Source organism: Streptomyces sp. NPDC111520 (genome assembly GCF_055635295.1).
Window position 1 is genome coordinate 140,671 of sequence record NZ_JBVKBW010000008.1, and the last position, 22,604, is coordinate 163,274.

General features: G+C 74.2%; 20 protein-coding genes. 6 read left to right on the forward strand and 14 right to left on the reverse strand.

Translation table 11 applies throughout. The features are described from left to right. Positions 1–6 precede the first annotated feature (6 nt). From ACZ7MY_RS20640 to ACZ7MY_RS20650, 3 genes are all read right to left on the reverse strand, one after another. Positions 7–516, reverse strand: coding sequence for a GNAT family N-acetyltransferase (locus tag ACZ7MY_RS20640; RefSeq protein WP_499603429.1), 510 nt, complete (start codon positions 514–516; stop codon positions 7–9). Between the two features lie 123 nt (positions 517–639). Further along, positions 640–1,164 (reverse strand): sigma-70 family RNA polymerase sigma factor, encoded by a 525-nt coding sequence (locus ACZ7MY_RS20645; protein ID WP_499603431.1) that lies wholly within the window; start codon positions 1,162–1,164, stop codon positions 640–642. 90 nt (positions 1,165–1,254) lie between these two features. Then, positions 1,255–2,448, reverse strand: coding sequence for a glycerophosphodiester phosphodiesterase (locus ACZ7MY_RS20650; RefSeq protein WP_499603432.1), 1,194 nt, complete (start codon positions 2,446–2,448; stop codon positions 1,255–1,257). A 301-nt stretch (positions 2,449–2,749) separates the two neighbouring features. Between ACZ7MY_RS20650 and ACZ7MY_RS20655 the strand changes: the two genes are divergently transcribed. Further along, positions 2,750–3,406 carry a lysophospholipid acyltransferase family protein gene (locus ACZ7MY_RS20655; RefSeq protein ID WP_499603881.1) on the forward strand — a complete coding sequence of 219 codons (657 nt, stop codon included), beginning with the start codon at positions 2,750–2,752 and terminating at the stop codon, positions 3,404–3,406. A gap of 66 nt (positions 3,407–3,472) precedes the next feature. Here the strand turns inward: ACZ7MY_RS20655 and ACZ7MY_RS20660 are convergent, their stop codons facing one another. Then, positions 3,473–7,891, reverse strand: coding sequence for a tetratricopeptide repeat protein (locus ACZ7MY_RS20660; protein WP_499603435.1), 4,419 nt, complete (start codon positions 7,889–7,891; stop codon positions 3,473–3,475). A 148-nt stretch (positions 7,892–8,039) separates the two neighbouring features. On the opposite strand from ACZ7MY_RS20660, the gene ACZ7MY_RS20665 reads away from it, so the two are divergent. Next, complete coding sequence (locus ACZ7MY_RS20665) at positions 8,040–8,759, forward strand: hypothetical protein (protein ID WP_499603437.1); 720 nt, start codon at positions 8,040–8,042, stop codon at positions 8,757–8,759. A gap of 49 nt (positions 8,760–8,808) precedes the next feature. On the opposite strand, the gene ACZ7MY_RS20670 is transcribed toward ACZ7MY_RS20665, so the two are convergent. The 4 genes from ACZ7MY_RS20670 to ACZ7MY_RS20685 all read right to left on the reverse strand — a co-directional run bounded on the left by ACZ7MY_RS20670 (position 8,809) and on the right by ACZ7MY_RS20685 (position 13,618). Next, positions 8,809–10,254, reverse strand: coding sequence for an MFS transporter (locus ACZ7MY_RS20670; protein WP_499603439.1), 1,446 nt, complete (start codon positions 10,252–10,254; stop codon positions 8,809–8,811). Further along, the gene (locus ACZ7MY_RS20675; protein WP_499603441.1) at positions 10,251–10,808 is read right to left on the reverse strand and encodes a TetR/AcrR family transcriptional regulator; all 558 of its coding nucleotides are present in this window, start codon (positions 10,806–10,808) and stop codon (positions 10,251–10,253) included. The genes ACZ7MY_RS20670 and ACZ7MY_RS20675 overlap by 4 nt, the downstream gene beginning before the upstream one ends. A gap of 99 nt (positions 10,809–10,907) precedes the next feature. Beyond that, complete coding sequence (gene argH / locus ACZ7MY_RS20680) at positions 10,908–12,335, reverse strand: argininosuccinate lyase (protein ID WP_499603443.1); 1,428 nt, start codon at positions 12,333–12,335, stop codon at positions 10,908–10,910. Positions 12,336–12,424: 89 nt separating this feature from the next. Then, a complete protein-coding gene (locus tag ACZ7MY_RS20685; RefSeq protein ID WP_499603445.1) occupies positions 12,425–13,618 on the reverse strand; it encodes an argininosuccinate synthase in 1,194 nt (397 codons plus the stop codon). Positions 13,619–13,900: 282 nt separating this feature from the next. Here ACZ7MY_RS20685 and ACZ7MY_RS20690 point away from each other — a divergent pair, with 282 nt between their 5' ends. From ACZ7MY_RS20690 to ACZ7MY_RS20705, 4 genes are read left to right on the forward strand one after another with little or no spacing between them, the layout of a single operon-like run. Beyond that, on the forward strand, positions 13,901–15,286 hold the full coding sequence (locus ACZ7MY_RS20690; protein ID WP_499603883.1) for a ferredoxin reductase family protein: 1,386 nt from the start codon (positions 13,901–13,903) through the stop codon (positions 15,284–15,286). A 7-nt stretch (positions 15,287–15,293) separates the two neighbouring features. After that, a complete protein-coding gene (locus tag ACZ7MY_RS20695; protein WP_499603447.1) occupies positions 15,294–15,848 on the forward strand; it encodes an FMN-binding protein in 555 nt (184 codons plus the stop codon). Between the two features lie 2 nt (positions 15,849–15,850). Then, on the forward strand, positions 15,851–16,627 hold the full coding sequence (locus tag ACZ7MY_RS20700; RefSeq protein WP_499603451.1) for an FAD:protein FMN transferase: 777 nt from the start codon (positions 15,851–15,853) through the stop codon (positions 16,625–16,627). Between the two features lie 34 nt (positions 16,628–16,661). Next, entirely contained in the window at positions 16,662–17,441 is a 780-nt protein-coding gene (locus tag ACZ7MY_RS20705; protein WP_499603453.1) for an SDR family oxidoreductase, read from the forward strand. Positions 17,442–17,520: 79 nt separating this feature from the next. Here the strand turns inward: ACZ7MY_RS20705 and ACZ7MY_RS20710 are convergent, their stop codons facing one another. From ACZ7MY_RS20710 to argC, 6 genes are read right to left on the reverse strand one after another with little or no spacing between them, the layout of a single operon-like run. Beyond that, positions 17,521–18,057 carry an arginine repressor gene (locus tag ACZ7MY_RS20710; RefSeq protein ID WP_499603455.1) on the reverse strand — a complete coding sequence of 179 codons (537 nt, stop codon included), beginning with the start codon at positions 18,055–18,057 and terminating at the stop codon, positions 17,521–17,523. A gap of 7 nt (positions 18,058–18,064) precedes the next feature. Beyond that, entirely contained in the window at positions 18,065–19,282 is a 1,218-nt protein-coding gene (locus ACZ7MY_RS20715; protein WP_499603457.1) for an acetylornithine transaminase, read from the reverse strand. After that, complete coding sequence (argB, locus tag ACZ7MY_RS20720) at positions 19,279–20,214, reverse strand: acetylglutamate kinase (protein WP_499603459.1); 936 nt, start codon at positions 20,212–20,214, stop codon at positions 19,279–19,281. The genes ACZ7MY_RS20715 and argB overlap by 4 nt, the downstream gene beginning before the upstream one ends. Next, entirely contained in the window at positions 20,211–21,362 is a 1,152-nt protein-coding gene (gene argJ, locus ACZ7MY_RS20725; RefSeq protein ID WP_499603461.1) for a bifunctional glutamate N-acetyltransferase/amino-acid acetyltransferase ArgJ, read from the reverse strand. The genes argB and argJ overlap by 4 nt, the downstream gene beginning before the upstream one ends. Continuing rightward, positions 21,359–21,547, reverse strand: coding sequence for a hypothetical protein (locus tag ACZ7MY_RS20730; RefSeq protein ID WP_499603463.1), 189 nt, complete (start codon positions 21,545–21,547; stop codon positions 21,359–21,361). The genes argJ and ACZ7MY_RS20730 overlap by 4 nt, the downstream gene beginning before the upstream one ends. Further along, a complete protein-coding gene (argC, locus tag ACZ7MY_RS20735) occupies positions 21,544–22,572 on the reverse strand; it encodes an N-acetyl-gamma-glutamyl-phosphate reductase (RefSeq protein ID WP_499603464.1) in 1,029 nt (342 codons plus the stop codon). The genes ACZ7MY_RS20730 and argC overlap by 4 nt, the downstream gene beginning before the upstream one ends. Between the last annotated feature and the right edge of the window lie 32 nt (positions 22,573–22,604).

Sequence of the window (22,604 nt, forward strand, 5' to 3'; positions counted from 1 at the left end):
GCGAGGTCAGGCGCTCGCGGCGTAGGTCTCGGGCCGGGCGGCCGGCTTCTCCATGTGCACCAGGCTCAGCTGCCGGGTGACCGGTTCGACGCTGCCGACCTGCGCGTACCCCAGCTTGCGGTACAGCCGCAGGTTGAACTCGCTGCGGTGCCCGGTGAACAGCCGGTACCGCTTGGCCTCGCTCTCCTCGGCCAGGCGCTCCTCGATGGCCCGCAGCAGACGGCCGCCGAGTCCGTGCCGCTGCATGCGGGGGTGGACGATCAGCTTGGCGATCCGCGCGGTGCCGTCCTCGTCCACGGAACCGCGGACCGAACCCACCACCTCCTCGCCCAGCCGGGCCACCACCACGATCCCGCCCTCGAGTTCGGCGCGCAGCGCCTCGAGGGTCTGGGTCAGCGGTTCTATGCCGTAGTCCCCGTACAGTGCGGCTTCGTCCTGGTAGCAGAGGTACTGCAGTTTGAGGATCTTCTCGGCGTCGTCGCCGGTAGCCGCAGAGATGGTCACGCTCATGCCCATGTGCGCTGGCCTCTCCTTCGAGTCCGCCCGAGCCGCGGGGGGTGAGGGTGCGGCGCGGGACGTTGCCCTGAATCGTTTCCGGAAGGCGGCGCGGCCGTGCACAAGCGTCCATACGCCGACTGTTTACGGTGCATTACCCCGTCGTACGGGTGATGCAACCCCGGTTCCGAGGATCGTACGCAGGCAACTCAGGCACCGGGAACGCATCGGGCCGAGGCTGCCCTGTGAGATACCCAACTCCCGGGAGATTTCCCGGTACGTGGGGTCGGAACGGGAGATCAGCGCGGACACCAGTTCCGGGCAGCGGCCGGGCAGCCGGCGCGCGGCGGCCAGCAGCGTGCGGCGCTGCTCGGCGGCGAGCACCTGCTGTTCGGTGCTCGGCAGGGCCTCGGCGGCCAGGTGGCGGCCGGGGCCGTACGGCGTCTCCCGGCGGGCGCGGCGCACGGCCAGGCGGGCCTCGGCCCGCACCGCCCGGCGCAGCCAGCGGGCGGGGTCGGCGGGCGGCTCGGGGAGCTCCAGCAGCCGCAGCCACACCGACTGTTCGAGATCGGCCGCCTCGACGCAGGCGGGGACCGCCTCGGCCGCGGCCTCGGCGGCGAGCAGCGGGCGGATGGCGGTCAGTTCTTCGTGGCGTACGCGCGGGGTCATGCCCGCCGGGACACCCGTGCCGCGCCGGGTGGTTGCCCCCTGACGGGGGAACCACCCGTGCGCGGGAGGAGGATCACCCGGTGTTGACGATCACCTCCGGGCCAGGAACTCCGCGCGGGCCAGGAGCGCGGTGTCGCAGTTGTCCGAGAAGATGCCGTCGATGCCCTGCTCGAAGTAGACCTTGAAGGCGCCGAAGGCGTCGCCGTAGGCGTTGGGGTCCGTGCCGACCCGGAAGTCGGCGGGCAGGAAGCTGTTCTCGTTGCGCATCGTGTACGGGTGCAGGATCAGCCCGGCCTTGTGGGCGTCGCGCACCAGGGTGGTGGGCGTGCCGAGCTTGCCGGCCGCGTCGCGCGGGATGATCAGGTTCAGGGTGGGACCGATGCCCTGCGCGAAACCGGCGATCCACTTCAGGCCGGCCGGGGTGACCAGGTCGGCGACGGTGCGCGGGTCACCGGCGGCGACGAAGTCGTACGGGCGGGTGGTCGCCGCGTCCAGCAGGACGACCTTGGGGTTGCGCAGGCCGAGCGCGCCGAGCCGCTGGATGCTGCCGGGCTCGAAGGACTGCAGGAACAGCGGCGAGTTGCGCTTGTCGCGGCCGTAGCGGCGCAGCAGCTTGGCGAGGCGCTCCTCCAGGCCGAGGCCGATGCCGCGGAAGTAGGTGGGGTGCTTGGTCTCGACGTGCAGCCACACCGCCTTGCCGCGGCGGCGGCCCTGCTCGTCGGCCCAGCGCAGCACCTCCTCGAAGGTGGGCACCTCGAAGTGGCCGTTGTAGAGGGTGTTGTGCTGCCGCTGTGCGGGCAGGCGCTCGACCGCGCGCAGGGTCTTCAGCTCGGCGAGGGTGAAGTCCTCGGTGAACCAGCCGGTGGTGGCGACCCCGTCGATGGTCTTGGTGGTCCGGCGGGAGGCGAACTCGGGGTGGTCGGCGACGTCCGTGGTGCCGCCGATCTCCGGCTCGTGGCGGCAGACGAGGTGGCCGTCCTTGGTGGGGACGACGTCCTGCTCGATGACGTCGGCGCCGAGGTCCAGGGCGAGCTGGTAGGAGCCGAGGGTGTGCTCGGGGCGGTAGCCGCTCGCGCCGCGGTGGCCGACGACGGTCGGGACCGGCAGCGGGAGGACGGGGACGGATCCGTGGGAGGAGCCGTGCGAGGAGTTCCGCTCGCCGGCCGCGGCGGTGCCCGCGCCTCCGAGCACGGTGACGCCGGCGCCGAGCGCCGCGGCCCCGATCAGCGCCCGGCGCCCGGGCCCCCTGCCCTGCTCCCGGCCGGCCTGCTGCTCGTGCGTCATGTGCGCTCCCTCGTGTCGGGCCGAACGTCCGTCCGGAACCTGCCAAGCGACGGGCGCATCGTAGGCGGGCCCGTGTTGCCCCCGGGCGGCGAGCGACGGAACGTGACGGGAACGCACGTCAACAATGCGTACCGGTCGTGTGAACCCGGTGTGCGTGTCGCGCCGTGGCGGAAGTATCGTCCTCACCGGGGGAGGCGCACACTGGTGAGCGAAACCCCGCGGGCGTCCGGCCGACTCCCGCCGACCACGACCGGAGGACCCGTTGTTCCGCATCATCCTCAAGGCACTGCTCGGAGTACTGATGCGCGTACTGTTCCGCCCCAGGGTCGAGGGCGCGGAGCACATCCCGGGCGACGGACCCGTGATCCTCGCCGGCAACCACGTCACCTTCATCGACTCGATGTTCCTGTCGCTGGTCGTGAAGCGTCAGGTCTTCTTCATCGGCAAGGACGAGTACGTCACCACCCCCGGGGTCAAGGGCCGGCTGATGGCGGCCTTCTTCACCTCGGTCGGCATGATCCCCGTGGACCGCGACGGCGGGCACGGCGGGGTCGCCGCGCTCATGACCGGCCGTCGCATCCTCGACGAGGGCCGGGTCTTCGGCATCTACCCCGAGGGCACCCGCTCCCCCGACGGCCGCCTCTACCGCGGCCGTACGGGCGTGTCACGGCTGGCGCTGATGACCGGGGCGCCGGTCGTCCCGTTCGCGATGGTCGGCACCGACCGCATCCAGCCCGGCGGCGCCGGCGTCCCGCGGCTGCACCGCTTCACCGTCCGGTTCGGCAAGGCGCTGGAGTTCTCCCGTTACGAGGGCATGGACCGCGACCGCTACGTGCTGCGCGCCGTCACCGACGAGGTGATGAGCCATGTGATGCGGCTGTCCGGCCAGGAGTACGTCGACATCTACGCGACGAAGGCAAAGGCGACCAAGGCCGGGGACCACGCGACGGCGGCGTAGCCGTCTGCCCTTCCGGCTTCCCCTCCGCCTCACCCTCGCGCGCGACCGCACCGCCCCCTCCCCCACTCACAGACGCGGCATCCGGCCGGCCGGCCCGTTGCCGGCGGGTGTCCGCGCCGGGGTGAGCGCGACCTCTCCGCGCGGGCCCCGGGAGATCTGCCCGATGCTCGCGGACAGGTCGGCCTCCATCCCGCCGGGCAGCTTGAGCCGGATCAGCACCGGCAGCAGGAAGCCCACCGCGATGAGGCCGGCCAGCACCGGGGTGAGCGTCGTGAGCATCACGGCGGTGACGTGGTGCTTCCACAGGAAGTCCACCCAGGCCGCGCCGAGCACGGCGGTCGCCACCAGCACCAGGACCGCGCTGCTCAGCCGGCTCCCCCGGGCGGCCCTGGCGTCCTCCTCCAGCAGCCGCAGCGCCCGCTGCGCGTCCTGGTGCGCCGGGTCGAGACGGCGGCAGCGGGTCAGGAAGCGCTGGGCCCGGCGCCGGTGCAGCAGTTTCAGCCGGACGTCGACGGTCTGCGTGCCCAGGCGCTGCTCCACGACGCCCGCCACGAAGTGCGGTTCGGCCTCGCGCTCGGCCAGCCGGATGGCGGCGCGGGCCTCCTGGCCGGCGTCGCGGTAGCGGTCGGCGTCCTGCTCGGCGTCGCCGGCCTGCACCAGCAGGCGCGCGAGGGCGAGCCGCAACTGCCAGGCCGGCTGGTCCCGCACCCCGGGCCGGGCGAGCACCCGCCGCAGTTCCTCCTCGGCGGCGCCGAGGTCACCGGTGCCCTCCGCCAGTGCGACGGCGAGCCCGAGGGCCGCGCTGCCGCTGTCCGGGTCGACCGCGACGGCCCGGCGGAACTCGCCGGCCGCCTCGGCCGTCGCCGCCGCGCCCCCGCCCTCCCGGGCCCGGTGCAGCGCGAGGCTGCCCAGTTCGACGTGGGCCTGGACGTCGTACCAGTCCAGCCCGACGGCCCGGCGCAGCACGGTCTCCGCCTCCGCGTACCGGCCGAGCTGCACGAGGAGGGCGCCCAGTTCGGTGTGCGGGCGCCCGTACGGGTCCAGCTCGACGGCGCGGGTGAAGTGCCGCTCGGCCGCGGCCGGTTCGCCGCGCCGGTGCGCGATCAGCCCGAGGCAGGTGTGGGCGGCGGCGCTGCGCGGGTCCTCCCGGGCGACCGCGCGGCAGTGGGCGGTGGCGTCGGCCAGGCGCGCCTGCGCCTCGGGGGTGCCGGGGCCGAGGTCCGCCAGTCGTACCAGCGACCAGGCGCGGCCGATCCGGAAGTCGTGGTCGTGCGGCCACTCCCGCAGGACCTCCGCGAAGGCGTCCGCCGCCTCCAGCGGCTGCTGGTCCATCAGCGCGACCCAGCCGGTCGCGGCCCGGGCCTCCGCCCGCCCGAGGGGGCCGGAGGCGGATTCGAGGAGTTCGTCCAGCACCTGCCGGGCCGCGTCGTGGTCGCCGCGCTCCGCGTGCACCGCGGCCAGCTGGAACCGCAGCGACACCAGGTGCGGGCGGCCGCGGGTGAACTCCTCGGCGCGGCTCTCGGCCTCGTCCAGGCTGCCGCATTCGCGCAGGGTGGTGACGTGCTGCTCGTGGGCGGCCACGCTGTACGGGGCGTCGGCCACGGCGCGTTCGCACTGGGCCAGTGCCTCGTCGTACCGGTGCCGGGCGCGGAGCACGGCGGCGAGCCGGCACCGCACGGACGTCGCGTCCGGGACCCTGCCGAGCAGCGCCTCCGCGGCCTGTTCCGCCTCCTCGAAGCGGCCCAGCGCGGCGAGGGTGTCGACCAGCAGCCGGGTCGCCCACTCGTGCCGGGGTTCGAGCTGCAGGGCCCGTCTCAGGTGCGGCAAGGCCTCCTCGCGGCGGAAGGTGTCGGCGAGCACCTGGGCGGTCGCGACGTGCGCGGCGGCGATCTCCGGACGGCTGCCGCGCGCCTGGCGGGCGACGGCCTCCGCCTCGCTCCAGCGCCGCAGCGAGCACAGCACCTCCACCTTGAAGGTCAGCGTACGGACGCGGTCGGGCTGCAGGGCGAGGGCGCGGTCCACGCTCTTCAGGCACTCCGTGTCCTTGTCCTGGTCCCAGAGGCAGTAGGCCAGGTCCATGTGGGCGTCCGGCGCCGTGGGACGCCGGTCGGCGACGCGCCGCAGCGTCCGCTCCGCCTCGTCCCAGCGCCGTGACCGGCGCAGCAGCCACCCCAGCAGGTCGACGGCGTCGGGGCCGTCGTCGGTGAGTTCCGCGGCGCGCCGGGCGAACGGCAGGCCCTCGCCGGGGCGTTCCATCGCGGCGTGGAGCCGGCCGACAGCGATCAGCACCTCGGGGTCGTCGGGCCGGAGCCCGGCGGCGTCCCCGGCGGCCCGCTCGGCCTCCTCCCAGCGCCCGAGCGCCCGCAGGGCGGCGAGCCTGCCGAGCAGCGCGTCGCGGTGGTCCGGCTCGCGCCGCAGTGCCTCCTCGTACGCCTCGCATTCCTCGGCCCTGCGGTCCTGCTCGCCGAAGCACTGCGCGAGCAGCGTGGGCCCCGCCCCCGAGCGGGGCGCCGCGGCGGCGGCCCGGCGGGCGGCCGCCTCGGCCGCGGGCCAGTCGGCACGGCCGACGTGCGCCGTGGCGATCAGCTCCAGCGCCTCGTCGTCGTCCGGGCGCAGGCGCAGGCACTCCTCGGCCGCGGCGAGGGCCGCGTCGTGGTCGTCCCGGCCCAGGGCCGTCCTGGCGCGCTGGACGGCCACCACGTCGGCGGGCACGCCCCGGCGTGCGGCCTCCTCCAGGGCGTCCTCGGCCTCGCTCCAGCGTGCCGCCGCCCGGAGGCCGTCGAGCCTGGCGACGTGGGGCTCCATCGCGTGGGCGTCGAGACGCAGGGCGCGGTCCACGGCCGCCAATGCCTCCTCGGTGCGCTCGGCGGCGAACAGGACCGTCGCCAGGAGCGCGTGCGCCCGGGGGTCGTCGGCGGCGGCGTCGACGCCCTCCCGGGCGGCGGCCTCCGCGTCGGCGAGCCGGCCGAGGGCGTGCAGGGAACGGACGCGCAGGCGGGCCGTGAAAGCGCGTCCCGGTTCCGCCCGCAGTGCGGCCTCGCACTCCTCCACGGCCCGGGCGTGATGCTGCCGCGCGAAGGACAGGCAGGCCTGCTCCTCCAGGAGCAGCCCCTCCAGGCGTCCCGTACGGTCGGCGGCGCGCAGAGCGGCGATCGACTCCGCCGCGTCGTCCCAGCGGTGGGCGCCGCGCAGCAGGGCCAGCGCACGCTCCATCAGGGAGGTGTCGGACGGGTCGAGTTCCCTGGCGCGCGTGACGGCGGCCAGCGCCTCGTCGTACCGGCCGGCCGCGCCCAGGACCCCGGCGAGGGCGGCCAGTTCCTCCGGGTCGGCGGGCCGCAGCGCGGCACTGTGCCGGGCGACCGCGACCGCCCCGTCCACGTCGCCGCCGCGCAGGAGCAGTTCGGCCCGGACGCTCAGCCCCCAGCGGGAGCACGGGTCGAGTGCCAGGGCCTCGTCGGTGAGGGCGAGGGCGCGGTCGAGCGCCCCGACGGCCAGTTCGGCGAGGGCGAGTTCCAGCCGGACGTCGGCCGCGTACGGGCACTCCCGCACCGCCCGCCGTCCGGTCTCGCGTGCGGCCTGCGGGTCGCCGCCCCGTCGCTGGGCCTCGGCGCGGCACTCCCACGCGAGGTCGGCGCGGGGCGCGAGCGCCAGCGCCCGGTCGCAGGCCGCGACCGCCTCGTCCGTGCGTCCGAGGCCGATCAGGCGGCGGGCGTGTTCGACGTGCGCCTCGGGCCGCCGCGGGTAGCGGGCGACGAGGCGCTCGGCGGCCTCCAGCGCGGCCCGGGCGTCTCCGCGGCCGCTCTCGTACCGGACCTGCGCCGTCAGCACGGCGATGTCGTCGGTGTCGAGGGAGCGGGCGGAGGCCATTTTGGCGTCGGCGAGTTCGTTCCCGCCCCGGCCCGCCGCGATCCGTACGGCGGCGCAGCGGACCTCGACGGGGTCGGCGAGGGCGCGTTCGGCGTCCTCCAGGCCGCGCAGGGCGGCCGCGGTGTCGCCGAGTTCGACGCGGGTCCACGCGGCGCCGATCCAGCCCTCCGCCTGGCGCGGTCCGGCGGCCGTGGCCCGTTCGAAGGCCGCCAGTGCCTCGTCCCAGCGGCATGCCCGGTGGTGCAGCCAGCCGAGCGCCGTGTGGACGTCCGCGGCTTCCGGGAGCCGCGCCGCGGCCGCCGTGCCCTCGGCCAGGGCCTCGTCCCGGCGGCCCATGCGGTCGAGCGCCGCGACGCGCCACCCCGCGGCGGGGCCGCATTCCGGGTCGTGGCGCAGGGCCTCGGCGAACTCGGCCAGCGCTGCCCGGTGTTCGTGGCGCCGCAGCCGCAACCGGCCCCGGGCGACGTGCAGTCGGCCCGTCCGCGCCGGGTCGCCCTCCGCGCGGGCGAGTTCGGCGCCGATGAGCGCCTCGGCGTCCTCGTAGCGGCAGTCGAGGGTGAACTCCCTCAGGACGGCCAGGGCGTCGGTGTCCTGACCGGGCTGTGCGTCCGTGCTCATGGCGCTCCCTCCCCCGCGGCGGGTACCGGCAGCATACGGAGTCGACCGGGCGCCGTGCGGCCGGAGTCGGGGCCGGCGGCCGCCGCAACCCGCCGACCGGCGCGGAGCGTCCTCCCGGGTGACGGATCCACCGGGGCGGGGGGGACCTGTGCAGTACATAGAGGTCACGGAGCTGGCGGGGGTACGGTCGGCGGTCATCCGCTTCCGCAGCCGCGGGACGGCGCTGGTCTTCGAGCTGTACCCGATGATCCACCTGGCGGAGCCGGCCTTCTACGAGGCGGTGACGGCCCGTCTGCGCGCCACGTGCGACCTGGTGATCGCCGAGGGCGTCCGGGGGAGCACGGTGACGCGTGCCCTGACCCGGTCCTACCGCAGCCTCTCGGGCAGCGAGCGTCTCGGGCTGGTCGTCCAGGACATCGACTTCACGACGCTCGGTGTGCCGGTGATCTGCCCGGACATGAGGGGCGAGGAGTTCGACGAGCGGTGGCGGCGGCTGCCGCTGCGGGAGCGGGCGGCGATTGCCGCGCTCGTGCCCGCCTACGTCGCGGGCATGCGGCTGCTGGGCACCCGCCGTTTCCTCGCCCGGCACATGCGGCTGGAGGACCTGCCGGTCGACGACGACGAGGAGGAGGAGACGGAGCTCCGGACGGACGACCTGGTGCTGCACCAGCGCGACCGCCTGCTGATCGACGCCGTGACCCACCTGCACCGCTCCCGCGCCGGCCGTACCGAGCCGTTCACGGCCGGGATCCTGTACGGCGCGGCGCACATGCGCGCGGTGACCACGGCGCTGATGGACCTGGGCTACACGCCCGCGGGCGGGCAGTGGCTGACGGTCTTCACCCTCGACGACCCCGGCGGCGGCTGAGCCGGACCCGGGCAAGGAGCGGCGGCGCCGTCCGGGGGCCGCCCGGCCCTCAGGGGCCCACCGGGACCCGCCGCTCGGCAAGCCGCTGGCCGCGCAGCAGGCGCCAGGCGGCGCCGGCGGCCAGCAGCAGGACGGCGCCGCCGGCCCCGGACGCGGCGCGCAGGCCGTCGGTGAAGGCGGCGGGGTCGGCCGCGGCGGGGCCGCCGGAGATGCCGGTGACGACGGAGCCCAGGAGGGCGATGCCGAGGGCCGCGCCGAGTTCGTACGCGGTCTCCGAGACGCCCGAGGCGGCACCGGCCTGCTGCGGCGGGACGCTGGAGAGGATGACGTCGGCCGTGACGGTGAACGACAGCCCGGCTCCGGCGCCGACGACCAGCAGCGCGGCGCCGAGGAGGAGGTACCCCGTGCCGGGGCGCAGGGCCAGGAGCGCGAGCAGGGCGAGTCCGGTGGCGACGAGTCCGCCGGCGACGGCCACGCGGACCGACCAGCGGCGCGCCACGGCGCCGGCGGCGAGACCGGTGGCGGCGGCGCCGAGGGTCGCGGGCAGTTCGCACAGGCCCGCCTGGAGCGGGGAGCGGCCCTGGACGAGCTGGAGGAACTGGGAGAGGAAGAAGACGCTTCCGGCGAGGCCGAGCACGGTGAGCAGGTCGGCCAGCACCGCGCCGGAGAAGCCGCGGTGCCGGAACAGCCGTACGTCCAGCAGCGGCTTGGGCAGGGCGAGTTGCCTGCGGACGAAGGCGAGCAGGCAGGCCGCGCCGAGCAGGCCGGCGCCGGCCGCGCCGGGGCCGGGGCCGTGCACGGCGAGCTGCTTGACGGCGTAGACGACGCCGAACATGCCGACCAGCGAGAGCAGGACGCTGGGCGGGTCCCAGGGGCCGGGCGCGGGGTCACGGGACTCGGGCAGCAGCCGGGCGCCGACGACGAGCAGCAGTGCCATGACGGGCAGGTTGATGAGGAAGACCGAGCCCCACCAGAAGTGCTCGAGGAGGATCCCGCCGACGACCGGTCCGAGGGCGGCGCCCGCGGTCGAGACGGCGCCCCAGACGCCGATGGCGAAGCTCCGTTCGCGCGGGTCGGGGAAGAGGGTGCGGATCAGTGCGAGCGTGGACGGCATGAGGGTGGCGCCCGCGACGCCCATGAGGGCGCGGGCGGTGATGAGCATGCCGGGGCTCGTAGCGTACGCGGCGAACACCGAGAGCGCGCCGAAGGCGGCGGTGCCGGTGAGCAGCAGCCGCTTGCGGCCGATGCGGTCGCCGAGGCCGCCCATGGAGACGAGCAGTCCGGCGATGACGAAGGAGTAGACGTCGCCTATCCACAGCAGTTGGGTGGAGGTCGGCCGCAGGTCCGCGCTGAGGAAGGGCACGGCGAGACCGAGCACGGTGGCGTCGACGGCGATGAGCAGCAGCGCGAGGGTGAGGACGCCGAGGGCGAGCCAGCGGGCGGGGTGGCCGCGGTCGTCGTGGCGCGCGCCCGTGACGGGTGCGGCGGTGGTCATGATTCGCTCCGGGGGTGGCGCAGCATGCCGCCGAGCAGCAGTTCGGTGACCATGCGGGCGGAGTCGAGGCGGGCCGTGCGGCCGTCCTGGACGGACCAGGCGGAGGCGGCGATGAGCGCGTACAGCGCCTCGACGAGCCAGGCGGGGGTCAGGTCGTAGCGGAAGGCGCCGGTCTCCTGGCCGCGCCGGAAGAGGGCGGCGACCCGGGCGTCGATACGTGCCCAGCCCTCGTTGATCTCGGCGAAGTCGTAGATCTGGTTCTCGCCGTAGAGGAAGGCGAGGAAGCCGGAGACGGGCCCGGCCTCGGCGATGAGCCGGCGGACGGCCTCGACGGGGTCGCCCTCCTCGATCCGCGCCGCGTCCAGGCGCTCCTCGGTCTGCTCGATGCCGAGCAGACCGAGGGCCCGCACGAGCGCGTCCCGGCCGGGGAAGTGCCGGTGGAGCGTGGCGCGGCTGACGCCGGCGGCCTTGGCGATCTCGTCCATGGAGGCGGTGGCGCGCCGCGACAGCAGGTCGGCCGCGTCCCGCAGGACCTGCTCACGATCGAAGCTCATGAGACAAGGGTAACCCGAATGAGACATTAATGTCTCATTCGAGAGGACGAAGAAGCCCGGCCGGGTGGACGGACCCGGCCGGGCTCCCCGCCTGCGGGATCAGCCCTTGGCCTGTGCCCAGGCGAACTGGACGGCCAGGTCCCGCTTGACCTCGGCGAGCTGGACGACAACCGCCGACGGCGCGGTCCCGCCGCGGCCGTCGCGGGCGGCCAGCGCGCCGGGGACGTCGAGCACGGTGCGCACCTCGGCGGTGAGGTGGGGCGAGATCTTCGCGAACTGCTCGTCGGTGAGCTGGTCCAGCTCGATCCCCTCGGCCTCGCAGACCTTCACGCACTCCCCCGCGACCTCGTGCGCGACGCGGAAGGGCACGCCCTGCTTCACCAGCCACTCGGCGATGTCCGTGGCGAGCGAGAAGCCTGCCGGGGCGAGTTCCTCCATGCGCTCCCGGTTGACGGTGAGCGTGGCCATCATCCCCGTGAAGGCGGGCAGCAGGACCTCGAGGGTGTCGCAGGAGTCGAAGACCGGCTCCTTGTCCTCCTGCAGGTCGCGGTTGTACGCCAGCGGCAGCGCCTTCAGCGTGGCGAGCAGCCCGGTGAGGTTGCCGATGAGCCGCCCGGACTTGCCGCGGGCGAGTTCGGCGATGTCCGGGTTCTTCTTCTGCGGCATGATCGACGAACCGGTGGAGAAGGCGTCGTGGAGGGTCACGAAGGAGAACTCCTTCGTGTTCCAGATGATGACCTCCTCCGCGATCCGCGAGAGGTCGACGCCGATCATGGCGGTGATGAAGGCGAACTCGGCGACGAAGTCGCGCGAGGCCGTGCCGTCGATGGAGTTGGCCACCGAGCCGTGCTCGAAGCCGAGGTCCCTGGCGACCGCCTCCGGGTCCAGCCCGAGCGAGGAGCCGGCGAGCGCGCCGGAGCCGTACGGCGAGACGGCGGTGCGCGCGTCCCACTGCCGCAGGCGCTCGGCGTCCCGGGACAGCGCCTGGACGTGGGCGAGCACGTGGTGGGCGAAGAGCACCGGCTGGGCGTGCTGCAGATGGGTGCGGCCGGGCATGGCGACGTCCCTGTGCGTCTCGGCCAGCCGGACCAGGGCCTGCTGCAGCTCGGCGATCAGGCCCCCGACGATCCGGGCGTGGTCGCGCAGGTACATCCGGAAGAGCGTGGCGACCTGGTCGTTGCGGGACCGGCCGGCGCGCAGCTTGCCGCCGAGGTCGGGGCCGAGGCGCTCCAGCAGTCCGCGTTCCAGGGCGGTGTGGACGTCCTCGTCGGCGATGGTCCCGGTGAAGGAGCCGTCGGCGACGTCGGACTCCAGCTGGTCGAGGCCGGCGAGCATGCGGGTCAGCTCGACCTGGCTCAGCAGGCCCGCCTTGTGCAGCACGCGCGCGTGGGCGCGGGAGCCCGCGATGTCGTACGGCGCGAGCCGCCAGTCGAAGTGGACGGACGCGGAGAGCTTGGCCAGCGCCTCCGCGGGGCCGTCGGCGAAACGCCCGCCCCAGAGCCGGACGTCGCCGCTGTTGGTGGTCACTGCTCTGCTCGCTTCCGTCGGGGGTGGATGTGCGGCCGCCTCCCCGCCACGTGGGCGGGGAGGCGGGCTGCCGTGATCGAGGCTACGGGCTAGGCCAGGTCGCGCTTGGCCGCGATCTTCGACGACATGCCGAAGATCTCGATGAAGCCCTTGGAGAGCGACTGGTCGAACGTGTCGCCGGTGTCGTAGGTCGCCAGGTTGAAGTCGTACAGGGACTCGGCGGACTTGCGGCCGGTGACGACGGCGCGGCCGCCGTGCAGGGTCATCCGGATGTCGCCGGTGACGTGCTGGTTGGCCTCCTCGATGAAGCCGTCCAGGGCCCGCTTGAGCGGGGAGAACCACAGGCCGTCGTAGACCAGCTCGCCCCAGCGCTGCTCCACCTGCCGCTTGTAACGGGCGAGTTCGCGCTCGACGGTGACGTTCTCCAGCTCCTGGTGGGCGGTGATCAGGGCGATCGCGCCCGGGGCCTCGTACACCTCGCGGGACTTGATGCCGACCAGGCGGTCCTCGACCATGTCGATCCGGCCGACGCCCTGGGCGCCCGCGCGCTCGTTGAGCTGCTGGATCGCCTGCAGCACGGTGACGGGCTTGCCGTCGATCGCGACCGGGACGCCCCGCTCGAAGCTGATGACCAGCTCGTCGGCCTCGCGGGGCGTGGCCGGGTTCTGGGTGTACTCGTAGACGTCCTCGATCGGGGCGTTCCAGATGTCCTCGAGGAAGCCGGTCTCGACGGCGCGGCCGAAGACGTTCTGGTCGATCGAGTAGGGGGACTTCTTGGTGGTGGCGATGGGGAGGTTCTTCTCCTCGCAGAACGCGATCGCCTTGTCCCGGGTCATCGCGTAGTCGCGGACCGGCGCGATGCAGGTCAGCTCGGGGGCGAGGGAGGAGATGCCGGCCTCGAAGCGGACCTGGTCGTTGCCCTTGCCGGTGCAGCCGTGGGCGACGATCGAGGCGCCGTGCTTCTTGGCGGCCGCCACCAGGTGCTTGACGATGGTCGGCCGGGAGAGCGCGGAGACCAGCGGGTAGCGGTCCATGTAGAGGGCGTTGGCCTTGATCGCCGGGAGGCAGTACTCGTCGGCGAACTCGTCCCTGGCGTCCGCGACCTCGGCCTCGACCGCGCCGCAGGCGAGCGCCCGCTTGCGGATGACGTCAAGGTCCTCGCCGCCCTGGCCGACGTCCACGGCCACGGCGATGACCTCGGCGCCGGTCTCCTCGGCGATCCATCCGATGGCGACGGAGGTGTCCAGTCCGCCCGAGTAGGCGAGTACGACGCGCTCGGTCACGGGTCTCTCCTTTGGTGCGCGAGGTCGAGTGCGTATGGCGGCGGTGATGATGCATACGCTGTTGGGTATAAGTATGCACTCCTCTGCATGCTTCGTCAATCGGCGGTGTCCTCGCAGGTCACCGGCGTGTCGGCGGCCGGTCGCGGCAGCCGCGCCAAGGACGCCGCCGACCGCCCCGGCACGGCCGCTCCCCGCTGCGCGCGGCAATACCACAACAGCGCACGCCACATGGGGAGAACCCGGGCTTTGAGCAGCGGCGCGGGGCCGCGCGTACCCATGCGCATGGCGGCCACGACCACGATGATCCACAACAGCAGGGCGGGCAGGCGGCAGGCCATGCGCCGGATCCGGCCCCGCCGTTCCCCCGCGATCCCGCTGCTCCTCCTGGCCTGGGCGGGCGCCGCCGGGGTCGTGTGGCTGTGGTGGGGCAACACCCCCTACGTCCAGCCGACCGCGGCCGGCCGGCTCACCGCCGCGGGCCGGATCACCGGGCTGCTCGGCGGCTACGCGATCGCCCTGGTCGTCCTGCAGATGGCCCGGGTCCCCGCGCTGGAACGGCGCGTGGGCAGCGACCGGGTGGCCCGCTGGCACGCGATGAGCGGCCGCTACGCCGTCTCGCTGGTCGTCGTCCACGTCGCGCTGATCCTGTGGGGCTACTCCGAGCAGTCGGGGCAGCCGATCGCACAGCAGTCGGTCGCGGTGGTCATGGACTACCCGCGGATGATCGAGGCGACCGCCGGCACCGCGCTGCTGCTGGTCGTCGGCTTCGTCTCGGCGGGGGCGCTGCGTCGCCGGATGCGCTACGAGACCTGGTACTACGTGCACCTGCTGACCTACGCCGCCGTCTACCTGACCTTCTGGCACCAGCTCGCCACCGGCGCCGAGTTCGCGGGCAGCGCCACCGCGCGCGGCATCTGGTACGCGCTGTACGGGTCGGTGACGGCGCTGGTGCTCTGGTACCGGGTGCTGGTGCCGGTCCGGCTCAACATGCGGCACCGGATGCGGGTCGCGGAGACCGTGGAGGAGGCGCCGGGCGTGGTCTCGGTGCTGATCACGGGACGCCGGCTGCACCGCCTCGGCGCCGAGCCCGGCCAGTTCTTCCGCTGGCGCTTCCTCGCCCCGGGGCTGCGCTGGAGCGCCAACCCGTACTCCCTGTCGGCGCCGCCGCGGCCCGACCTGCTGCGGATCACCGTCAAGGCGGTCGGGGGCCACAGCTCCGCGCTCGCCTCGCTCGAACCCGGCACCCGGGTGTGGGCGGAGGGCCCCTACGGCGCCATGACGGCCTCCCGCCGCCGCGGTGGCAAGGTGCTGCTGCTGGCGGGAGGCGCCGGGATCACCCCGCTGCGGGCGCTGTTCGAGACGCTGCCGGCCGCGCCCGGCGACCTCACCCTGCTCTACCGGGCCCGCAGCCGGCAGGACCTCGCGCTGTGGGCCGAGCTGGAGGAGATCGCGGCCGAACGCGGCGCGCGCCTGGTGTACGCGGTGAACGGACCCGACGGCGCCCGCCCGGAGATCACCGCCCAGGGACTGCGGCGGATGCTGCCGGACATCGACCGGCACGACGTGTACCTGTGCGGCCCGCCGGGGCTGGCCGAGGAGTCGTACTCCGCGCTGCGCGATGCGGGCGTGCCGGAACGCCGCATCCACCACGAGTCCTTCGAGATGTGAGGTCCGAGTGAAGAAGAAGCACCCGCTGCGCCGGATCCTCCTGAGCAGCGTGACGACCGTCTCCGGGGTCGTGCTGCTGCTCGCCCTGAAGCCGACGACGGCGCCCTTCACCTCGCAGGCCGGCGGCCCGGCGCAGCCGTTGCCGCCGGTGTCCGCGGCCCCCTCGCCCGCCGGCCCCGACCCGTCGGTCCCGGTGGCCTCGGCCCCCGCGGACGGCGGCGGCTCCGGCGGCAACGGCGGGGCGCGGAAGCCGGGCGGGCAGGACGGGCAGGGCGGCGCGCCCGCGCGGAGGACCGTCACCGGCGACGTCGCGCAGACCAGCTACGGGCCCGTCCAGGTGAAGATCACCGTCGAGGGCGGGCGGATCGTCTCGGCGGCCGCCGTCCGGGCGCCCGCCGGCACCCCCACCAGCGACCAGCTGACCGCCACCGCCGTCCCGGAACTCAACCAGGCCGCGGTCACCGCCCAGAGCGCGCAGATCGACACCGTCTCCGGTGCCTCCTTCACCAGCGAGGGCTACCGGAAGTCGCTGCAGAGCGCGCTGGACAGGGCCGGTGCCTGACGATGCCCGAGAACCCGCCGCGCCTGCGGCACGTGGAGCACTGCATGGGGACGGTGTTCTCCTTCGACGTGCGCGGCGCCCGCGACCCGCGCGTCCGGACCGCCCTGGACGCGGCGGTGGCGGGCCTGCACGCGGTCGACGCGGTGTTCTCCACCTTCCGCGCCGACAGCGAGGTCAGCCGGCTCGGCCGCGATGAACTCGCCCTCGCCGACTGCTCCCCCGAGGTGCGGGAGGTCCTGGGCCTGTGCGAGGACGCCGAGCGCCGCACCGGTGGCTGGTTCACCCCGCGCTACGCCGGCCCCGGCGCCGCGCCCGACCCCACGGGCCTGGTCAAGGGCTGGGCGGTGGAGCGGGCCGTCCGGACGCTCGCGGAGGCGGGCGCCGGGAAGGTCTGCCTCAACGGCGGCGGCGACGTCCAGCTGACCGGCGGCCCCTGGCGGGTCGGCATCGCCGACCCGCTGCGGCCCGGCGGACTGGCCACCGTCGTCGAGGCGGAGGGCGGACTGGCCGTCGCCACCTCCGGGCCCGCCGAGCGCGGCTGCCACATCCTCGACCCGCACACCGGCGCCCCGCCCGCCGGAGGACTCGCCTCGCTCACCGTGGTGAGCGCCTCCCTCACCGAGGCCGACACCTGGGCCACGGCCGGGTACGCCATGGGCGGCCGGGCCCGCGAGTGGCTGGAAGCACTCCCCGATGTGGAGGCCTTCGCCGTCGTCCCCGACGGCACGACCTGGCACACCACGGGATTCGGGCGTTTCGTGGCGAAGTTGAGCGCTTGACGATCAGCTGTTCCCAGTGGCAAGAATGCGTCACATGGATCTGCAACTGAACGGCAAGGTCGTGCTGGTCACCGGAGGGTCCGACGGACTCGGCGCGGCCCTTGTCCGGCGGCTGGCCGCCGAGGGCGCCAAGGTGGCGCTGTGCGGACGTGACCCCGAACGCATCGAGCACGTGGTGAAGGAACTCGGCGCCGGCGGCGCCGACGTGCTGGGCGTGCCCGCGGACGTCACCCGTCCCGAGGACCTCGAGCGCTTCGTCGCCGCCGCCGACGGGCGCTGGGGACGCATCGACGCCGTGGTCAACAACGCGGGCCGCAGCGCGGCCGGATTCTTCGAGCGCCAGGACGACTCGGTGTGGGAGGAGGACCTGCAACTGAAGCTGCACGCCGCGGTACGGCTGACCCGGCTGGCCCTCCCCCACCTGCGCGCCGCGGGCGGCGGCGGCGTCGTCAACACCCTCGCCGTGTCGGCCAAGGCGCCCGGCGCCGGCAGCACGCCGACCTCCGTCTCCCGCGCGGCCGGACTCGCCCTGACCAAGGCGCTGTCCAAGGAACTGGGGCCGGACAACATCCGCGTCAACGCCGTCCTCGTCGGCCTGGTGGAGAGCGGCCAGTGGACCCGGCAGGCCGAGGAGCGCGGCATCCCCCTCGAGGAGCTGTACGCCACGATGGGCCGCGACTCCGGCATCCCGCTGGGCCGGGTGGGCCGCGCCGAGGAGTTCGCCGACCTGGTGGCGTTCCTGCTGTCCGACCGGGCCGGCTACGTGACCGGCACCGGCATCAACTTCGACGGCGGCCTGAGCCCCGTCGTCTGACCGCACCCCGGGGAGCCCCCGGACACGGCGGTTCCCCCGGCTTCCGGCCGGGGGAACCGCCGTACGCCCCGGGGCCGGCCTAGCTGCCCGCTGCCAGGCGCAGCAGGTGGTCGGCGACCGCCTGCCCGCCGGACGGGTCGCGGCTGATCAGCATGACCGTGTCGTCGCCCGCGATGGTGCCGAGGATGTCGTACACCTCGGCCTGGTCGATCGCGGACGCGAAGAACTGCGCGGCGCCGGGCGGCGTGCGGACGACCACGAGGTTGGCCGAGGCCTCCGCGGAGATCAGCAGCTCGCCGGCGAGGCGGCGCATCCGCTCCTCCTTCACCGACTCCCCGAGCGGCGCCATGGGGGTGCGGAAGCCGCCCTCGCTGGGCACGGCGTAGATCAGCTCGCCGTTGTTGGTGCGGATCTTCACCGCGCCCAGTTCGTCGAGGTCGCGGGAGAGCGTCGCCTGGGTGACGCTCAGCCCGTCGTCGGAGAGCAGCTTGGCGAGCTGGCTCTGGGACCGCACCGGCTGCCGGTTCAGGATGTCCACGATCCGCCGGTGGCGTGCCATCCGGGTCTGCGGTACGGCGGCGGCTCCCCCGCCGGCCTGCTGCTGCGCCTCGCTCATCGTCGTGTCATTCTCCGGATCGCGGTTCCTCTGCGGCGTGTACGGCGTCGAGGACACCCGGCAGCGCCCTCAGGAACGCGTCCACCTCGGCGTCACCGAGGATCAGCGGCGGGGCGAGCCGTACCGTGTCGGGTACGGCGGCGTTCACCAGGAGTCCGGCGTCCTGGGCCGCCTTCTGCACCTGCGCGGAGAACGGCCCGGTGAGCACGATACCCAGCAGGAGGCCCGCACCGCGCACGTGATCGACCAGAGGGTGGCCCAGCGCCTCGACGCCCTGGCGCAGTCGCTCGCCCTGGCGCTTGACGTTCTCCAGCACGCCCTCCTGGGCGATGGTGTCCAGGACGGCGAGCGCCGCGGCGCAGGCGACCGGGTTGCCGCCGAAGGTGGTGCCGTGCTGACCGGGCGTCAGGAGGTCGGCGGCGGGGCCGAAGGCGAGGGTGGCGCCGATGGGCAGTCCGCCGCCGAGCGCCTTGGCGAGGGTGACGACGTCCGGCTCGACACCCTGCGCCTGGTGCTCGAACCAGTGGCCGGTGCGGCCGATGCCCGTCTGCACCTCGTCCATGACGAGCAGGGTGCCGGTGGCGCGGGTGATCTCCCGCGCGGCGGCCAGGTAGCCGGCCGGCGGCACGACGACGCCGTTCTCGCCCTGGATGGGCTCGAGCACGACGAGCGCCGTCTCCTCGGTGACGGCGGCGCGCAAGGCGTCGGCGTCGCCGTACGGCACATGGGTGACGTCACCGGGCAGCGGGCGGAAGGACTCCTGCTTCTTGGGCTGGCCGGTGAGCGCGAGCGCACCCATGGTGCGGCCGTGGAAGGCGCCGTCGGTGGCCACCATGTGGGTGCGGCCCGTCAGACGGCCGATCTTGAAGGCGGCTTCGTTGGCCTCGGCGCCGGAGTTGCAGAACAGCACGCGGCCGGGGCGGCCGGACAGCTGGAGCAGCCGCTCGGCGAGGGCGACCGTGGGTTCGGCGATGAAGAAGTTCGAGACGTGGCCGAGCGTCGCGATCTGCTCGGAGACGGCACGGACGACCGCCGGGTGCGCGGTGCCGAGGGCGTTGACGGCGATGCCGCCGAGGAAGTCCAGGTACTCGTTGCCGTCGGCGTCCCAGTACCGGGCGCCCTCGCCGCGGACCAGGGGCAGCCGCGGGGTGCCGTAGTTGTCCATCAGGGAGTCCTGCCAGCGCCGTGTGAGCGCCTCGTTCCCCTGGTTGCCGGTGCCGGTCATGCCCGTCCCCCTCCGTTGCGCGATGTGGTGCCGCGCGCCGCGTCGGCGCTGTCGGGCAGCACCATGGTGCCGATTCCCTCGTCGGTGAAGATCTCCAGCAGGATGGAGTGCTGGACCCGCCCGTCGATGACCCGGGCGGTGTGGACGCCGTTGCGCACCGCGAACAGGCACCCCTCCATCTTGGGCACCATGCCGCTGGACAGCTCGGGCAGCAGCTTCTCCAGCTCGCTCGCGGTGAGCCGGCTGATGACCTCGTCGCTGTGCGGCCAGTCCTCGTACAGGCCCTCCACGTCGGTGAGGACCATCAGGGTCTCGGCCCCGAGCGCGGCCGCGAGCGCCGCGGCGGCGGTGTCGGCGTTGACGTTGTAGATGTGGCCGTCGTCGGCGCTGCGGGCGATGGAGGAGACGACCGGGATGCGGCCGTCGTCCAGCAGGGCCCGGATGGCGCCGGTGTCGATCTCGGTGATCTGCCCGACCCGGCCGATGTCGACGGCCTCCCCGTCGATCATCGGGCGGTGCCGGGTGGCGCTGATGGTGTGGGCGTCCTCGCCGGTCAGGCCGACGGCCAGCGGACCGTGCTGGTTGAGCAGGTTGACCAGCTCGCGCTGCACCTGTCCGGCGAGCACCATGCGGACGACGTCCATGGCCTCCGGGGTGGTGACCCGCAGGCCCGCCTTGAACTCGCTGACCAGGCCCTGTTTGTCGAGCTGCGCGCTGATCTGCGGGCCGCCGCCGTGCACGACCACCGGCTTGAGGCCGGCGTGCCGCAGGAAGACGACGTCCTGCGCGAAGGCCGCCTTGAGCTCCTCGTCGACCATCGCGTTGCCGCCGAACTTGATGACGACGGTCTTGCCGTGGTGCCGGGTGAGCCAGGGCAGCGCCTCGATCAGGATCTGCGCCTTCGGCAGGGCGGTGTGCTTGCGGGCGCTCATGAGCTGTAGGCGCTGTTCTCGTGGACGTACTCGGCGGTGAGGTCGTTGGTCCAGATGGTCGCCGTCTCGGTGCCGGCGGCGAGGTCGGCGGTGATGTGGACCTCGCGGTAGCGCATGTCGACCAGCGCGCGGTCCTCGCCGACGGAGCCGGACTTGCAGACCCACACGCCGTTGATGGCGACGTTGAGGCGGTCCGGCTCGAAGGCGGCGGAGGTGGTGCCGATCGCCGAGAGCACCCGGCCCCAGTTGGGGTCCTCACCGTGGATCGCGCACTTGAGGAGGTTGTTGCGGGCGATGGAGCGGCCCACCTCCACGGCGTCGTCCTCGGTCGCGGCGTTGACGACCTCGATCTTGATGTCCTTGGACGCGCCCTCGGCGTCGCGGATCAGCTGCCGGGCGAGGTCGGCGCACACCTGCTCCACGGCGGCGGCGAAGGGCCCGGCGGCGGGGGTGACGCCCGAGGCGCCGGAGGCCATCAGCAGCACCGTGTCGTTGGTCGACATGCAGCCGTCGGAGTCGGCCCGGTCGAAGGTGGTGCGGGTGGCGGCGCGCAGCGCCCCGTCCAGGGCGGCGGAGTCCAGGTCGGCGTCGGTGGTCAGGACGACCAGCATGGTGGCCAGGCCCGGGGCGAGCATGCCCGCGCCCTTGGCCATGCCGCCGACGGTCCAGCCCTCGCCCTCGTGCACGGCGGTCTTGTGGACGGTGTCGGTGGTCTTGATGGCGATGGCCGCCTTCTCGCCGCCGTGGGCGGAGAGTTCGGCCGCCGCCTTGGCGACGCCCGGCAGCAGCCTGTCCATCGGCAGGCGCACGCCGATGAGCCCGGTGGAGCAGACGGCGACCTCCCCCGCGCTGTGCCCGAGGGCGTCGGCGACGGCCTCGGCGGTGGCGTGGGTGTCCTGGAAGCCCAGCGGGCCCGTACAGGCGTTGGCGCCACCGGAGTTGAGGACCACGGCGGAGACCCGGCCGCCACTGACCACCTGCTCCGACCACAGGACGGGGGCGGCCTTGACGCGGTTGGAGGTGAAGACGCCGGCCGCGGCGAGCCGCGGACCGTTGTTCACCACGAGGGCGAGGTCCGGGTTGCCGTTCTCCTTGATCCCGGCGGCGATGCCCCCCGCCGTGAACCCCTGTGCTGCCGTGACGCTCACTGTGTCGTCTCCTTGTGCGCTTCTGGGCCGGCGCACCGCAGGGGCGCGGCCTTCGCCGTGATGTCGGTGTGCGGGCCGGTCACCGGGGCCGTGCCGTGCCCGTCGGCGCCCGCGTCGCAGGGCGCGGCCCGCGTGAGCAGTTCGGCGACGGCACGGCGGGCGCGGGCGGCGGAGCGGGGCGTCATGGTGCGACCCCCGCGGTGCTCAGGCCCAGCCCCTCGGGGAGGCCGAGCGCGATGTTCATGCTCTGCACGGCGCCGCCGGCGGTCCCCTTGGTGAGGTTGTCGATGGCGCTGACGACGACGACCCGGCCGGCGGCCTCGTCGTAGGCCACCTGGATCAGCGCGGCGTTGGAGCCGTACACGGCGGCGGTGGCGGGCCACTGGCCCTCCGGCAGCAGGTGCGCGAACGGCTCGTCGGCCAGCGCCTTCTCGTAGGCGGCGCGGACGGCCTCGGCGGTGGTCCCGGGCGTGGCCTTGGCGTTGCAGGTGGCAAGGATGCCGCGGGGCATCGGCGCCAGCGTCGGGGTGAAGGAGACGGAGACCCGCTCGCCGGCCACGGCGGAGAGGTTCTGGACCATCTCGGGGGTGTGCCGGTGCGTGCCGCCGACCCCGTACGGGCTCATGCTGCCCATGACCTCGCTGCCCATCAGGTGCGGCTTGGCCGCCTTGCCGGCGCCGGAGGTACCGGACGCGGCGACGACCACGACCTCGGGTTCCACCAGGCCCGCGGCGTACGCCGGGAACAGCGCGAGCGAGACCGCGGTGGGGTAGCAACCGGGCACCGCGATGCGCTTGGACCCCTCCAGCGCGGCACGGGCACCCGGCAGTTCCGGGAGGCCGTACGGCCACGTGCCGGCGTGCGGGGAACCGTAGAACCGCTCCCAGTCCGCGGCGTCCTTCAGCCGGAAGTCGGCGCCGCAGTCCACGACGAGCGCCGTGTCGCCGAGCTGCTCGGCGACGGCGGCGGACTGCCCGTGCGGCAGCGCGAGGAAGACGACGTCGTGGCCGGCCAGCGCCTGCGCGCTGGTGGCCTCCAGGACGCGGTCTGCCAGCGGCAGCAGGTGCGGCTGCAGGCCGCCGAGGCGCTGCCCGGCGTTGGAGTTCCCGGTGAGCGCGCCGATCTCGATCTCGGGGTGGTTCAGCAACAGGCGCAGGATCTCCCCGCCCGCGTACCCGCTCGCTCCCGCCACCGCTGCCCGGAATGCCATGGACCCTCCTCTTCGATGGCATGACTATACGG

Excerpts from the sequence above, each read along its gene's own strand:
- ACZ7MY_RS20640 (WP_499603429.1), bottom strand. The coding sequence starts at position 516 with ATGGGCATGAGCGTGACCATCTCTGCGGCTACCGGCGACGACGCCGAG.
- ACZ7MY_RS20645 (WP_499603431.1), bottom strand. The coding sequence starts at position 1,164 with ATGACCCCGCGCGTACGCCACGAAGAACTGACCGCCATCCGCCCGCTG.
- ACZ7MY_RS20650 (WP_499603432.1), bottom strand. The coding sequence starts at position 2,448 with ATGACGCACGAGCAGCAGGCCGGCCGGGAGCAGGGCAGGGGGCCCGGG.
- ACZ7MY_RS20655 (WP_499603881.1), top strand. The coding sequence starts at position 2,750 with ATGCGCGTACTGTTCCGCCCCAGGGTCGAGGGCGCGGAGCACATCCCG.
- ACZ7MY_RS20660 (WP_499603435.1), bottom strand. The coding sequence starts at position 7,891 with ATGAGCACGGACGCACAGCCCGGTCAGGACACCGACGCCCTGGCCGTC.
- ACZ7MY_RS20670 (WP_499603439.1), bottom strand. The coding sequence starts at position 10,254 with ATGACCACCGCCGCACCCGTCACGGGCGCGCGCCACGACGACCGCGGC.
- ACZ7MY_RS20675 (WP_499603441.1), bottom strand. The coding sequence starts at position 10,808 with ATGAGCTTCGATCGTGAGCAGGTCCTGCGGGACGCGGCCGACCTGCTG.
- ACZ7MY_RS20690 (WP_499603883.1), top strand. The coding sequence starts at position 13,901 with ATGGCGGCCACGACCACGATGATCCACAACAGCAGGGCGGGCAGGCGG.
- ACZ7MY_RS20700 (WP_499603451.1), top strand. The coding sequence starts at position 15,851 with ATGCCCGAGAACCCGCCGCGCCTGCGGCACGTGGAGCACTGCATGGGG.
- ACZ7MY_RS20705 (WP_499603453.1), top strand. The coding sequence starts at position 16,662 with ATGGATCTGCAACTGAACGGCAAGGTCGTGCTGGTCACCGGAGGGTCC.
- ACZ7MY_RS20710 (WP_499603455.1), bottom strand. The coding sequence starts at position 18,057 with ATGAGCGAGGCGCAGCAGCAGGCCGGCGGGGGAGCCGCCGCCGTACCG.
- ACZ7MY_RS20715 (WP_499603457.1), bottom strand. The coding sequence starts at position 19,282 with ATGACCGGCACCGGCAACCAGGGGAACGAGGCGCTCACACGGCGCTGG.
- argB (WP_499603459.1), bottom strand. The coding sequence starts at position 20,214 with ATGAGCGCCCGCAAGCACACCGCCCTGCCGAAGGCGCAGATCCTGATC.
- ACZ7MY_RS20730 (WP_499603463.1), bottom strand. The coding sequence starts at position 21,547 with ATGACGCCCCGCTCCGCCGCCCGCGCCCGCCGTGCCGTCGCCGAACTG.
- argC (WP_499603464.1), bottom strand. The coding sequence starts at position 22,572 with ATGGCATTCCGGGCAGCGGTGGCGGGAGCGAGCGGGTACGCGGGCGGG.